Genomic DNA, 13,781 nt, shown 5'->3' on the forward strand with positions numbered 1-13,781 from the left:
GCTGGCGGGCAGCCGCGGGAGGCCGGGTCACCCGTAGGACCGGGGGGGTGGCCCCGGGTAACCCGGCCGGCTAACGGGGCCCGGCCGAAACGGCGAGCCGGGGCGGCAGAGGCAAGGGGGCCGCAACGTGCGGGGGTGCGGCCTCGGCGGCCCTCGCCGCGCCGGTCGCGCGCAAGACGCGCAGCGCGCATGCGACGGGCTGTCCGCTGAGCGTGACTCCGCCTCTGACGAGCGCAGTCCGGCCCGGCACTCCCTGCATTGTTGATTCCCTGGATTCTCTCGGGTTCCGCGGCGGTCAGGGATCAATGTTGGTATGGCAAGATCATCTCCGCTATCCGGATCACGCGGGTCGCTGTCCCGATCGCGCATCTCGGCGGTGGAGGTTTACATGCCCGCTGAAGAGTCCCCCCTCGCAAATCACCAGCGGTTCCACACAGCGGACATCTGGGAGGCGCGGGCCGAGGTCGGCCGCGCCTTCTGCCCGCATGAGCTGCGCATCATGCAGCGCTCGGCGACGCTCGACGCCCGGCTGCACGCCGCACCCTTCGATCGGACAGGTCTGTATTACCTCGATTACGGAACGGAAGTCCGGATCACACCGGGCGATCTGGAGAGCTTTTTCCTTGTCCAGATCCCGCTCGCCGGTTACGCCGAAATCACCTGCGGCCGCGAGGAGATCATCTCCTCCCCCGAACTCGCTTCTGTCCCCTCTCCGACCGGAAAGTTGGATATGCGCTGGGGCGACGGCAATCCGCAGCTGATCGTGTGGTTCGACCGATCGTCGCTGGAATCGCACCTAGGCAGTCTGCTCGGCCGCACCGTGCGCCGCCCGATCTTCTTCTCGCTCGGCATGAACCTCACCACACCGGGCTCCCGATCCTGGCTCAACATCGTCGACCTCATGCGCCGGGAGGCGGAGGGGCCTGGCGGCATGACAAGCCAGCCTCTCGTGACAAAACAGCTTGAATCGCTCCTCATGACCCAGCTGTTGATGGCCCAGCCCAGCAACTACACGACGGCGCTGCTCGGCGAGCAGCCGCGCGTCGCACCGCCCGCGGTCCGCCGCGCCATGGAGGTCATCGAGGGACACGCCGCCGAGCCGCTCACGGTCGCGGAGATCGCGGAATGCGTCGGCGTCGGCGTACGGGCCCTTCAGGAAGGCTTCCGCCGACACCTCGACACGACACCGCTCGCGTACCTGCGCGAGGTCCGCCTGGACCGCGTACGCAAGGAACTCCTGGCCGCCGACCCGGGTGCCACGACCGTCACCGCCGTCGCCTCCCGCTGGGGCTTCCTGCACCCGGGCCGTTTCTCACTCGCGTACCGCCAACAGTTCGGGGAGTCGCCTTCGGAGACGTTGCGGGCGTAGGAGAAATTCGGCCCGAGGTCGCCGATGTCAGCATCCGGCCATTCCCGGTCCAACCTCTGGCTCAGCCTGCAGCCACTGTTTCCTGACTGAAGCCACTGTTGCCTGACTGACGCAGGTCCCTTCTCCTGCGCTCGGCGGATACCGGAAGGGAAGCCCCCGCAGTGGGGGTTGCCGCGACTCGCAAGCCGGCATCTTGCGGGGCCGGCCCTCGTGCGGTGAACAGGGGCTGCCGAGTTTCATTGTGGAGGACGAAGGCGGGGATGCCACTGGGCAGGAGGGTCGTGGCATCGAGGAGTTGGCCGGGAAGTTCGGTCGGGCCGAAGCCGAACTGGGACAACTGGCCGGGCCAACCGGGGACCTGCACCGCGCCAGTGCCGTAAACGGTCAGCCCGGCCGCGGCGTTGTCCGCCCGGAAGCAGTCCGACTCCCGCCCCACCGTGCCTTTGCCGCCCATCCGGGCCGGCGGGGGCACGGCTCTGTGCGGGGCTCGGCCCCCGGAGCCCGTGCCGGTCACACACCTGCCCGCGAAGCCTGCCGTCGGTGCCGGGCGCTGCTCCGCGGTGGCGTGCCGGGTGGGGTGCTCCGGTGAGCGTGGAATCTGGTGAGAGTGGCCAGGGCTGCGATGGCGATGCCGCAGCCGGTGATGATCCACCAGGCGGGGCGGCTTGCGTGGTCGAACGTGGCGGCGGTGTAACCGGCGGCGGGGACGGTGGCGCCGATGACAGCGACGCCGAGGGCGCTGCCGATCTGGCGGCTGGTGGTGGTGATGGCGGAGGCCACACCGGCCTGGGCGCGGGGCATGCCGGAGACGGCGGTGTGGGTGATGGGGGCGTTGACGAGCCCGAAGCCGATGCCGAAGAGGAGGTGGCAGGACAGCAGGAGCGGAGTGTGCCGCTGGGCGCCGAGGAGGGCCAGGAGTCCGGCGAGGGTGGTGGCGGTGCCGGAGAGCATCAGGGGCAGGTGGGGGCCACGGGTGGCGGTGAGGTGTCCGGCCAGGGGCGGGCAGGCGATGGTCATGGCGGCCATGGGCAGCAGGTAGAGGCCGGCCTGCCAGGCGTCCAGGCCGCGGGCGTCCTGGAGGTCGAGGGCGGCGAGGAAGAGGAAGCCGCTCAGGGCGGCGAAGGCGCACACCGCGCTGAGGGCGGAGGCGGTGAACGGGGGCTGGCGGAAGAAGCGCAGTTCGATCAGCGGCTCGCGCTGGGCGAGCTCGGCAATGACCAGTGCGGGCAGTGCCACGGCGGCGGTGACGGCGCAGACCAGTACCTGGGCGGAGGTCCAGCCCGTCGCCGGGCCCTGGATGATCGCGTAGACGGTGGTGGCGAGCAGCAAGACGACCAGCAGCTGGCCGACCGCGTCCAGGCGGCGGGGCTGCTGGGCGCGGGACTCGGGCACCCGGCCGGTCAGAGCCAGTGCGAGGAGGCCGACGGGCAGGTTGATCAGGAAGATCCAGCGCCAGCCGACGGTGTCGACCAGTAGCCCGCCGAGCAGGGGGCCGACGGCCATGGTGATGCCCTGGACCGCGCTCCACACTCCGATGGCGCGGGCACGTTCGCGGCGGTCGGTGAAGACGTTGGTGATGAGGGCCATGGCGACGGGGGTGAGCATGCAGCCGCCGACGGCCTGGAGGGCGCGGAAGGCGATCAGCCAGCTGAGGGTGGGTGCGAGGGAGCACAACAGGGAGGCGGTGGTGAACAGGGCGAGCCCGGCGCGGAAGACGCGGCGGCGGCCTATCCGGTCACCGGCCGAACCGGCGAGCAGCAGCAGGGAGGAGAGGACGACGAGATAGGCGTCGACGGTCCACTGGAGTCCGGCGGTGGAGGCGCCGAAGTCGTGTCGGATGGCCGGCAGCGCGGTGTTCAGGGCGGTGTTGTCGAGGCTGACGAGGAACAGCGCCGAGCAGCACACGGCAAGGACCAGCAGCCGCTGCCTCGGGGAGAGCTCGGACACGGCACCACCTTCGGGGAGAACGGTTCGGGACAGGTGTGGGAGCGAACGGGGGGGGGCGGCGCACCGGCCCCGGGACGGAAGGTGCGGGGCCCGTGCGCCGTCGGGGTTCACCGGCGCAGGAGTTGGCCGGTGGCTGCGAGGCGGTCGAGGACTTCGCGGGTGGTGGCGCTGGCGCGGGGGTGGTCGCCGTGGGTGAGGTAGGCGACCTCGGCGATCTCCGCGCATGGGGCCGGCTCCCCCGCACCGTGGGCGGTGAAGCAGAAGGTGCGCACCACCGTGCCCGCCGGTTTGCCGTCGGCAGGGGCCTCCACGATCAGTACGGACATGAGGGTGACCGCGTCCAGGGTGACGCCGAGTTCCTCGGCGATCTCCCGGGCAACGGCCTGTTCGTGGGTTTCGTCGGGTTCCGGCTTGCCGCCGGGCAGGTAGAACACCTCACGGCCGCGGGTGCGGGTGGCCAGCAGCCGGCCCTCGTCCAGCCGGATCCACGCCACTTTCTCGATCACATCGGACACGGGCGGTCAGGAGGTGGGGGCGCCGGCCACGCGGCGCTCGCCGCCGTTGCGCTCCTGCCACCGCTTGTACACGTCCACCGCGGCGTCGCGCTCCTCATAGCGCATCGGCAGGCGGCGCTCGGTGTGGTCCTTGGCGAACTCACCGTAGAAGGAGTCGAGTTCGAAGTACTTGCGGTCGTCGACGTAGTGCGGCTCGTAGGCGTCGCGGGTGGTGAGGAAGACGACCTCGTCCGGCGAGCAGTAGTAGAGCGAGCCCAGACACATCGGGCAGGGGTGGGCGAGCACGTAGATGGTGGTGCCAGTCAGGTGCTCGGTGCCCAGCTTGGTGCAGGCGTCGCGGATGGCGAGGATCTCGGCGTGCGCGGTGGGGTCGGAGGTCTGGGCGACCAGGTTCGGGGACTCGGCGAGGATCTCGCCGTCCTTGACGATGACGGTCGCGAACGGGCGGCCGCCCTCGGCGACGTTCTGACGGGCGATGTCGATGGTGCGCTGGACGAAGTCCATGGAGGTCCTCCAAAGATGGAAGGGGATGCGAGACCCCGGCAGGCGGCTCCGCGGGGTTCGGGAAACAGGGCGGGGCGGGCCGGAAGACTGTTCTCGGCCCGCCCCGTTGCCGTCCGTGTGACGCCGTGTCGGCGCCGGTCAGAAGGGCTTGGTCGGCAGGTACTTGCCGTCCAGGGTGATGACGGCGCGCTCGCCGCCCTCGGGGTCGGCGACCTTCTTCACGTCCAGCTTGAAGTTGATCGCGGAGATGATGCCGTCACCGAACTGCTCGTGGACCAGGGCCTTGAGGGTCGTGCCGTAGACCTGGAGCATCTCGTAGAAGCGGTACATGGTCGGGTCGGTCGGGATCCGGTTCGGCATCGAGCCGCGGACCGGGATGGTCTGCAGCAGCATCGCCGCGTCCTCATCCAGACCCAGCAGCTCGGCGACAGCCTGCGCGGACTTCTCCGGCAGCGGGTGCTGACCGAGGATGGCGGCGGTGGTGAAGGCCACCGACAGGCCGGAGGCGTCGGCGATCTGCTGCCAGGAGAGGTCCTTACGGGTCTTGGCCTCCACGGCGGCTGCGGCCAGGGCCTCGCGAGCGGTCGGGTCGAACTGGGCGTGCACCATGATCAATACGTCCTTTTCTCAGGGGGCCACTTCACGAACAGGGGTGGGGTGGAATGGCCCATGGGTGGGGATGGATGCGGGGTTCCCGGCAGGCTGTCGCGGGCGGGAGCCCCACGCCGGGAAGGTCAGGCGGCGAGCGCGGAGCCGGCGGCGGTCAGGGCCTCGACGCGGCCGGTGGGAATGTCGTAGACCCAGCCGTGCAGGGCGACCTTCCCCTCCGCCAGGGCGCGGGCGACCGAGGGGTGGGTGGCCAGGTTCGCCAGCTGGGCGAGCACGTTCTGCCGCACCAGGGCGGGAACGTCACCGTCGGCGGTGGTTCGGGCCCGGGAGGCTTCCGCGTGCCGCAGCCAGGCGGCGACCGCCGGGGCACCGCTGAGGTCGTGGCCCTCGACGAGGGCGGTCATCGCGCCGCACGCGGAGTGTCCGCAGACAACGATGTCCTTCACGTCCAGTGTGGCGACGGCGTACTCGATGCTCGCCGCCACGCCGTCGGCCCCGGGGGTGTAGGCGGGCACCAGGTTGCCGGCAGTGCGGATGACGAACAGGTCACCCGGCTCGGTGCCGGTGATCAGCTCGGGGACGACGCGAGCGTCGGAGCAGCTGATGAACAGCGTGTGCGGCGTGTGATGCGTGGCCAGATGGGCGAAGAGCTCCGCCTTGGCCGGGAAGACGTCCCTCTGGAAACGGGCGACGCCCTGGGCGAGATCCTGCATGGTCACTCCCTTCGGGTGGTGATCGGCCCCTGCGGGCTGGTGAGATCCACCATGCATGACCTGTACCTATAGCGTCCAAGAGTGGTTGACCATGGAAGCTATTGGTCACATCTATAGGTGTCTGCCGGCGGCGGCGCAGGCAACTACGCAGGGGTCCTCGCACAACCGCCACCGCCACCGCCAAGACGTACCGGGACTACCCCTCCTCCCCAGACACCCCGCTCGCGTACCGGCCCCCGTTCCCGGGACCAAATCTCCCGGACAGCCCTCACCACCAACGCCACCCTCGACCGCCTGAAACACGCCCACGCCTGCATCTCCTGGTTCGCCCGCGACGGCCACCACCACCTCGGCCACAACGCCGAACACCGGACACCGAACAGAACTTCCAGGCCCACCTCCACATCAAGTCCAACGCCGCCACCGTCCTGCGCCGCGCACTGCGCATCGGCAAAACCGGCGACCAGTGGGTGATGGTCGGCGCCTCCACCGACTGCGACCAACGCGCCGAAGGCCGCTACCAGTTGATGCCCACGTCCTGCGCGCCCTCATCGACTACCGCGTCCCTTCACCACAACCACCAAGTCCGCCCTCCTCCGCCGCGACATCGTCCTGTTCGCCGAAACCGCCGCCGTGATGGACGTCCTGGTCATGACCTCCCTCGGCTCCCTCGGCTCCCTCGACGACCATGTGTGGCGCGCCTTCGGACCGTCCGCCTCCCCGCCCCGCGCCCGCCTCGTGGTTGCGCACGGTCCCAGGCACAAACGGGGCCCGGCAGCCCTCCGGTGGTGGCCGGGGCCCGCTCGGGCCCGTGATCTGTTCAAGGCCAACCCCTTGCTCTCTGTGGCCGCAACCATTAATTTGCCGTAAGCGTCGACCCATGACTACCGAAAGGAGGCGACCAGCGGATGTACACCAGCTCTGATCTTGGTCGCCTCGCCCAGTGCACGGCCTGGGTTCCGGGTCGGATCGCGCACGGCTGCTGAGCACGCCGTTCTGATGTGCCCGTCCGTGGCACATTCCGGGTTTCTCCTCACCGCCTCGCGGCACGTCGCTGTCGCGTGCCGTTGTGCGCCCGCTCCTCTCATGTGGCGCGTCTGAACACAGAAAGCTGCCTGAAATTGGCGAACATGATGAATCGACCGATCGCGTACCGAAATGAAGGCCAGTCATGGTAGAAACGCGGATCACGGTCAATGGGAAAGAAACACCGATTTCACCGGCTGCGCCCCACACCACTGTGCTGGATTTCCTGCGCGAACGTGGCCTCACCGGCACCAAGGAGGGCTGTGCCGAGGGTGAATGCGGCGCCTGTTCGGTCCTGGTGGCGCGTCCCGGAGTGAACAAGCCCACCGACTGGGTGGCGGTCAACGCCTGCCTGGTCCCGGTCGCGGCGCTCGACGGTCAAGAGATCATCACCTCCGAGGGTCTGGCCACCGACAGAGGCCCCGGAAAGCCGCCCACTCTGCACCCGGTGCAGGAGGAAATGGCGGTCCGCGGCGGCTCCCAGTGTGGTTACTGCACGCCGGGATTCGTCTGCAGCATGGCCGCCGAGTACTACCGGCCCGACCGCTGCGCGCACGCGGAATCGGAATCGGAATCGGAATCGGAATCGGAATCGGCCGGCAGCACCGACTCCGAGCACGGTCCGAACGGTTTCGATCTGCACGCGCTGAGCGGAAACCTGTGCCGCTGTACCGGCTATCGCCCGATTCGCGATGCCGCGTTCGCCGTCGGTTCGCCCACCGACGAGGACCCGCTGGCACAGCGTCGCGAGCACTCCCCGCCCGCTCCGGTCGCTACTGAGTACACCCGGGACGACAGCGCGTTCCTACGGAAGAGCACCCTGGCCGAAACGCTGCAGGTGCTGCGCGAACGGCCCGACGCAGTGGTGGTCGCCGGCTCCACCGACTGGGGCGTTGAGGTGAACATCCGTTCCCGCCGGGCGGATTGCGTGGTCGCCGTCGACCGGCTGTCCGAACTGCGGGAGCTACGCGTCGAATCCGACTACATCGAGATCGGGGCGGCGCTGACGCTCACCGAGATCGAACGCCGCCTCGACGGCGACGTCCCGCTGCTGGCGGAACTATTCCCGCAGTTCGCGTCCCGGCTGATCCGCAACGGTGCGACCCTCGGCGGCAACCTCGGTACCGGCTCCCCCATCGGTGACAGCCCGCCGGCGCTGCTCGCGCTGGAGGCGTCGGTGGTACTCGCCGACGCCGACGGTGAGCGGGAAGTCCCGCTGGCGGACTACTTCACCGGCTACCGGCAGAGCGTGCGCCGTCCCGGCGAACTGATCCGCGCGGTGCGCATTCCGCTGCCGCTGTCGCCGACTGTGGCCTTCCACAAGATCGCCAAGCGGCGCTTCGACGACATCTCCAGCGTGGCGGTCGCCTTCGCGCTCGACATCGAGGGCGGGATCGTCCGCAAGGCACGCATCGGACTGGGCGGCGTGGCCGCCACCCCGATCCGCGCCCTGGCCACCGAGGCGGCCCTGGAGGGCAAACCGTGGGCGACGGAGACCATCGAGGCCGCGGCCGGGGTGCTACAGGCCGAGGGCACGCCGATGAACGATCACCGCGCCAGCGCCGACTACCGTTCCGCGATGCTCGGCCAGAGCCTGCCGAAGCTGTACGCGCAAACCACTGAGGCGGTGTCGTCATGAGCCAATTGTCCGAGCGTCCCGAGAAGCCCGTCGTCGGCGTCTCGATGCCGCATGAGAGCGCCAACCTGCACGTCACCGGTACCGCGCTCTACACCGACGACCTGGTACACCGCACCAAGGACGTGCTGCACGCCCACCCGGTCCAGGTCATGAAGGCCCACGGCAGGATCACCGCGCTGCGCACCGAGCCCGCGCTCGCCGTGCCCGGTGTGGTCCGCGTGCTGACCGGTGCGGACGTGCCCGGCGTCAACGATGCCGGGATGAAGCACGACGAACCGCTGTTCCCCGACTCGGTCATGTTCTACGGCCACGCGGTCGCCTGGGTGCTCGCCGAGACCCTGGAGGCGGCCCGGCTCGGTGCGGCAGCCGTCGAGGTGGAACTCGACGAACATCCCTCCCTGATCACGCTGCGGGACGCGATCGCGGCCAACAGTTTTCACGGCGCTCAGCCCGTGATGCTGACCGGCGACGTCGACGCCGGCTTCGCCGACTCCGCGCACGTGTTCACCGGCGAGTTCCAGTTCTCCGATCAGGAACACTTCTACCTTGAGACGCACGCGGCGCTTGCCTACATCGACGAGGCCGAGCAGGTGTTCGTCCAGAGCAGCACCCAGCATCCTTCGGAGACGCAGGAAATCGTCGCGCACGTGCTCGGTCTGCACAGCCACGAGGTGACCGTGCAGTGTCTGCGGATGGGTGGCGGCTTCGGCGGCAAGGAGATGCAGCCGCACGGGTTCGCGGCCATCGCCGCGCTCGGCGCCAAGCTGACCGGCCGGCCGGTCCGGCTGCGGCTCAACCGGACTCAGGATCTGACCATGTCCGGTAAGCGACACGGGTTCCACGCCGAGTGGAAGATCGGCTTCGATGCCGACGGCCACATCCAGGCCCTGGACGCCACCTTGACCGCGGACGGCGGCTGGAGCCTGGACCTCTCCGAGCCGGTGGTGGCCCGTGCCCTGTGCCACATCGACAACACCTACTGGATTCCCCACGCGCGCATCGCCGGTCGCATCGCCAAGACCAACAAGGTCTCCAACACCGCCTTCCGCGGCTTCGGCGGACCGCAGGGCATGCTGGTGATCGAGGACATCATGGGCCGGTGCGCGCCGCTGCTCGGCCTGGATCCGATCGAGTTGCGGGAGCGCAACTTCTACCGAAAGGGCCAGTCGACGCCGTACGGACAGCCGGTCGTTCGGCCCGAACGGATCTCCGCCGTCTGGCAGCAGGTCAAGGACAACGCCGGCATCGCCGACCGCAGGCGCGAGATCGCTGCCTTCAATGCCGCGCACCCGCACACCAAGCGGGCACTTGCGGTCACCGGCCTCAAGTTCGGAATCTCGTTCAACCTCACCGCCTTCAACCAGGGCGGCGCGCTGGTGCTGATCTACAAGGACGGCTCGGTCCTGATCAACCACGGCGGCACCGAGATGGGCCAGGGCTTGCACACCAAGATGCTGCAGGTGGCCGCGACCACGCTGGGTATCCCCCTGCACAAGGTGCGGCTGGCCCCGACGCGAACCGACAAGGTCCCCAACACCAGCGCCACCGCCGCCAGTGCCGGGGCGGATCTCAACGGTGCGGCGGTGAAGAACGCCTGCGAGCAGTTGCGCGAACGGCTGCTACAGGTGGCCGCCACCCAGCTGGGTTCGCATGCCTCGGATGTGCGCATCGTCGAGGGCGTCGCGCGTGCGCTGGGCAGCGACAAGGAGTTGGCCTGGGACGACCTGGTGCGCACCGCGTACTTCCAGCGGGTGCAGCTGTCGGCAGCCGGCTTCTACCGGACCGAGGGTCTCCACTGGGACGCCAAGACGTTTCGGGGCTCGCCGTTCAAGTACTTCGCCCATGGCGCCGCCGCGGCCGAGGTGGAGGTGGACGGTTTCACCGGCGCGTACCGCATCCGGCGGGTGGACATCGTGCACGATGTCGGCGACAGCCTGTCCCCGATGATCGACATCGGTCAGGTCGAGGGTGGTTTCGTGCAGGGCGCGGGCTGGCTGACACTTGAGGACCTGCGCTGGGACGCCGGTGACGGGCCGAACCGCGGCCGGCTGCTGACCCAGGCCGCGAGCACCTACAAGCTGCCGAGCTTTTCGGAGATGCCCGAGGAGTTCAACGTCACGCTGCTGGAGAACGCCACCGAGGAGGGCGCGGTATACGGGTCCAAGGCGGTGGGTGAACCTCCGCTGATGTTGGCGTTCTCAGTGCGCGAGGCGTTGCGGCAGGCCGCCGCGGCGTTCGGGCCGAGCGGGGTCAGCGTCGAGTTGGCCTCGCCCGCCACGCCGGAGGCGGTGTACTGGGCGATCCAGGCGGCTCGACAGGGCGATGCCCCGCGGAACGGTTACGCCCGCAACGGGTTCGCCACCAACGACCACCCCGGAAACGGGAATGCCGCGGGCGGCACGATCCGAACCGACGCGGAAGCGTTGAGTGGTGCCTGACATGACGTGGCTCACCGCGGTGGCACGGTTGCGAGCACGCCGGGAGTCCGGCGTGCTGGTGACCGTCGCGACCGTTCGCGGCCATGCCCCGCGCGACGCCGGTGCGAAACTCGTTGTGGGGCAGACCGAGACGTGGGGTTCGATCGGTGGCGGCAATGTCGAGGCCGTCGCGATCGATCGGGCCCGGGAGATGATCGCCGCGTCCAAGCCGGAGCCGGAGATGATCGACTTCGCCCTCAACGACAAGGTGACCAACCAGCATGGCGTGCAGTGCTGCGGCGGCACGGTTTCGGTGCTGCTCGAACCGCTGCCGGTGCTACGGGCGGTGGCGATCTTCGGCGTCGGGCACATCGGGCTGGAACTGGCGCGCATCCTGGCACGTCAGGACCTCGATCTCCATCTGATCGACACCCGCTCCGACATCCTCGCCGAGAAGCGGCTCCGCGTGCTGGCGGACGCGGTGGCGCAGGTGCACGTGCATCACACGCCGCTGCTGCCGGAGGAGGTGCTGGCGGAGTTGCCGCGCGGCACCCACATCCTGATCATGACCCATGATCACGCCGAGGACGCCGCGCTGTGCGACGCCGCCCTGCGCACCACCCATCTCGGCTTCATCGGGCTGATCGGGTCGGCGGCCAAGTGGGTGCGGTTCCGCAAGCGCCTCGCCACCGAGGGCGGTCACGACGAGGCCACCATCGATCGGATCAAGACCCCGATCGGGCTGGCCGACATCACCGGCAAGGAACCCGCGACCATTGCCGTGAGCGTTGCTGCCGATGTGCTCCGCAGCTTTGAACTCGGAGGGAATTGACTCGTCAACTGGATCGACAGGCGCCCCGCACTCGTGCGAACGCACACGTGCGGGGCGCCCTTTCGGCACGAAGGTGCCCGTCACTTCGACAAGCATCGGCTTCACCAGGGCAGGACCGGCTCGCGCCCTTCGACGCCCCGAACGTCATCCCCTGCCCGCAGCCCGGATCGCGCGCCGGCAGGCCGTCGATGTCCGAGAATTCGGACGCGGGGCCAATATGTCGCGAGGCTCCCCTCATTGGTGTGGGATGGGTACGCCTGCGGAGCGGACTGCGGTCTCGGTGAGCGCGCTCAGCCGGGCCGGGATCGGTGCCTGGTCCCCCTTGTTCCGCAGCAGCGTGTCCCGCTTGTCGATGCCGTCGGTGGCCGGGTTCCACTGGCGCCCAGCACGGAGGCACTGATCAAGGCCCCTCTGGCCTGACTCCCGGCGAGTTGCGCGGGTGGCGATGCGGACCTCGTCGCCGAACCCGACGGGTCACCACCCGAGCATGCCGCCGCCGTCATCAGGACGGCCGCGGCCAGCGCTGCGGCCATGCAGCGGAGCGGGCCGGACTGTTGCTCCACCACAGTCCTCCTGGGGGCGCGATACTGCTCCGAGATCGTCACCCGTCACCCGCGCTCGCAACCACACCGAACTGTTCGGGTGGGCCAAGGGCGATGCCAGGAGGGACTCGGGACCTCCGGAGTTCGGCGATCTCTACTAGTGGCTTGAGGGCCGACGGCCTTGCCTACGTCGTAGCAGGGCGCGTGAATCCTGATTGCGCGGTTCCCGGCACGACGTTGCACTGCTGGACGGGCGCGCCGTACTTATGTGCAGTATTTTGCGCATATGAACCGAGTACGCGCCGGCAGCGGCTCCAACGGCGGGCAAGCCGATCAGAGGGAAGCGCCTCCGACCTCGGCCCCACGGTCCCCGTCCCGGCCCGCCGGCTTTCAGGGCCCCGCCGCGCCGGGTTGCCCACCGTCAGGAAGTGTGATGTCACGCCGGCAGGGACTGCACGCCTATTTCGCCCTACCCACGCTCAGCACCCACCAGTTGATGCTGACAACGCAGCCCGCCACGCCCGCTCCACGGTGACCGTCACCCTCGACCAGCGCTGCGAAACCACCCGCCTGTGGCTCTTCAACGACGGCTCCCCCATCCCACCCGAGGCTCGCGAGCGCATCTTCGAACGCTTCACCCGCCTCGACGAAGCCCGCGACCGCGATGCAGGCGGCTCGGGCCTGGGCCTGGCCATCGCCCGGGACATCGCCACCCGCCACCACGGCACCCTCGAAGTCGCCACCCCCGGCCCCGAAGGGCGCTCCGCGCTGGATCATCCGTCACGGCACAAGACTGTGTCCTATGTGGTGAGGTGGACGTTGATACGGGGGTGCGTCCGTAGGGAGGCGGGACGCAGGACACTCCTGATGAGGTGGTGTTCGCGGCGATCGTGTACGCACTTGTCCGGGGGTGCCTGGAAGGCTCTGCCGCCGTGCTTCGGGATCTCGAAGTCCACGGCCCATCGCCGGTTCCTGATCTGGTCGCGGGCCGGCGTGTGGGGCAGGTGGCACCAAGCCGTGCTTGACAAACCGGCTGCCAAGAAGCTGCTCGGCCTTTCCCGCGTAGTCCGCGACACCGCGCACGTGCGGGCGAAAGGGAGGGGACGAACTTGCAGGTCGGAGCCCCGTGGACCGGGGTAAGCCAGGTTCCAAGATGCATGTCTTGTCCGACCGCTCAGGAATGCCTCTCGTGGTCGGTGTCTCAGGTGGTAACACCCACCGACAGCCAGGGGTGAAGCCCATGGTCGCCGGTCTCCAATCGAGACACGACGTCGAATGCGGCCGCCATACAAACCCCGCGAGCTCCACGCCGACAAGGCGTACGACCAGCCTGAACCGCGAAAATGGGTCCGCGGTAAGCGCATTGGCGTGCGGATCGCCCGCAAGGGCATCGTGTCCAGCGAACGGTTGGGATGCCACCGTCGGGTGATCGAGCGCACGATGTCCTGGCTGACTGGTTGACCGGTTGACTGGCTAATGCAGACTCAGCCCCCGCTACGAGCGCGATCCCCACAACTACCTGGCCTTTCTCGGACTCGCCGCAGCCCTCTGCTGCTACAAGCGCCTGATCCGCCTCACCACATAGGGCACGGTCTTAAGGTGCGTGTGCCATGTCGGTGGTGACGAGGATCGCGCCAGAGCATGCTCGGGTTGGTGAAGTCCCAGGTG

Annotated in this window: 9 protein-coding genes and 2 pseudogenes; 6 read left to right on the forward strand and 5 right to left on the reverse strand. The window is 69.0% G+C overall.

The window, feature by feature from the left end; translation table 11 throughout:
• The first annotated feature begins 388 nt into the window (after positions 1-388).
• Positions 389-1,369, forward strand: coding sequence for an AraC family transcriptional regulator (locus ACFVT2_RS20745; RefSeq protein WP_390019796.1), 981 nt, complete (start codon positions 389-391; stop codon positions 1,367-1,369).
• 510 nt (positions 1,370-1,879) lie between these two features.
• On the opposite strand, the gene ACFVT2_RS20750 is transcribed toward ACFVT2_RS20745, so the two are convergent.
• The 5 genes from ACFVT2_RS20750 to ACFVT2_RS20770 form a co-directional block, all read right to left on the reverse strand.
• A complete protein-coding gene (locus ACFVT2_RS20750; RefSeq protein WP_390019799.1) occupies positions 1,880-3,316 on the reverse strand; it encodes an MFS transporter in 1,437 nt (478 codons plus the stop codon).
• A 107-nt stretch (positions 3,317-3,423) separates the two neighbouring features.
• Entirely contained in the window at positions 3,424-3,831 is a 408-nt protein-coding gene (locus ACFVT2_RS20755; RefSeq protein ID WP_390019801.1) for an NUDIX domain-containing protein, read from the reverse strand.
• 6 nt (positions 3,832-3,837) lie between these two features.
• Positions 3,838-4,335, reverse strand: a complete 498-nt coding sequence (locus ACFVT2_RS20760) for a nucleoside deaminase (protein WP_390019803.1) — start codon at positions 4,333-4,335, stop codon at positions 3,838-3,840.
• A 138-nt stretch (positions 4,336-4,473) separates the two neighbouring features.
• A complete protein-coding gene (cynS, locus tag ACFVT2_RS20765; protein WP_390019806.1) occupies positions 4,474-4,944 on the reverse strand; it encodes a cyanase in 471 nt (156 codons plus the stop codon).
• 125 nt (positions 4,945-5,069) lie between these two features.
• Positions 5,070-5,657 carry a carbonic anhydrase gene (locus ACFVT2_RS20770; protein WP_390019809.1) on the reverse strand — a complete coding sequence of 196 codons (588 nt, stop codon included), beginning with the start codon at positions 5,655-5,657 and terminating at the stop codon, positions 5,070-5,072.
• A gap of 1,171 nt (positions 5,658-6,828) precedes the next feature.
• Here ACFVT2_RS20770 and ACFVT2_RS20775 point away from each other — a divergent pair.
• The 5 genes and pseudogenes from ACFVT2_RS20775 to ACFVT2_RS20795 form a co-directional block, all read left to right on the forward strand.
• Positions 6,829-8,322: a xanthine dehydrogenase small subunit gene (locus ACFVT2_RS20775; protein ID WP_390019811.1), complete on the forward strand. Its 1,494-nt coding sequence runs from the start codon at positions 6,829-6,831 to the stop codon at positions 8,320-8,322.
• Positions 8,319-10,760, forward strand: a complete 2,442-nt coding sequence (xdhB, locus tag ACFVT2_RS20780; RefSeq protein ID WP_390019813.1) for a xanthine dehydrogenase molybdopterin binding subunit — start codon at positions 8,319-8,321, stop codon at positions 10,758-10,760. The genes ACFVT2_RS20775 and xdhB overlap by 4 nt, the downstream gene beginning before the upstream one ends.
• Before the next feature lies 1 nt (position 10,761).
• Positions 10,762-11,571 (forward strand): xanthine dehydrogenase accessory protein XdhC, encoded by an 810-nt coding sequence (xdhC, locus tag ACFVT2_RS20785; RefSeq protein ID WP_390019816.1) that lies wholly within the window; start codon positions 10,762-10,764, stop codon positions 11,569-11,571.
• Between the two features lie 656 nt (positions 11,572-12,227).
• A pseudogene (locus ACFVT2_RS20790) lies at positions 12,228-12,848 on the forward strand (ATP-binding protein); the annotation flags it as partial.
• A 107-nt stretch (positions 12,849-12,955) separates the two neighbouring features.
• A pseudogene (locus tag ACFVT2_RS20795) lies at positions 12,956-13,698 on the forward strand (IS5 family transposase); the annotation flags it as partial.
• Positions 13,699-13,781 lie beyond the last annotated feature (83 nt).

The sequence above is a fragment of the Streptomyces sp. NPDC058000 genome, assembly GCF_042886435.1.
Taxonomy (GTDB): Bacteria; Actinomycetota; Actinomycetes; order Streptomycetales; family Streptomycetaceae; genus Streptomyces.

What these genes read in the sequence shown, in the direction of transcription:
- cynS (WP_390019806.1), bottom strand. Translation starts at nt 4,944, where the DNA reads ATGGTGCACGCCCAGTTCGACCCGACCGCTCGCGAGGCCCTGGCCGCA.
- xdhC (WP_390019816.1), top strand. Translation starts at nt 10,762, where the DNA reads ATGACGTGGCTCACCGCGGTGGCACGGTTGCGAGCACGCCGGGAGTCC.
- ACFVT2_RS20770 (WP_390019809.1), bottom strand. Translation starts at nt 5,657, where the DNA reads ATGCAGGATCTCGCCCAGGGCGTCGCCCGTTTCCAGAGGGACGTCTTC.
- ACFVT2_RS20760 (WP_390019803.1), bottom strand. Translation starts at nt 4,335, where the DNA reads ATGGACTTCGTCCAGCGCACCATCGACATCGCCCGTCAGAACGTCGCC.
- xdhB (WP_390019813.1), top strand. Translation starts at nt 8,319, where the DNA reads ATGAGCCAATTGTCCGAGCGTCCCGAGAAGCCCGTCGTCGGCGTCTCG.
- ACFVT2_RS20745 (WP_390019796.1), top strand. Translation starts at nt 389, where the DNA reads ATGCCCGCTGAAGAGTCCCCCCTCGCAAATCACCAGCGGTTCCACACA.
- ACFVT2_RS20775 (WP_390019811.1), top strand. Translation starts at nt 6,829, where the DNA reads ATGGTAGAAACGCGGATCACGGTCAATGGGAAAGAAACACCGATTTCA.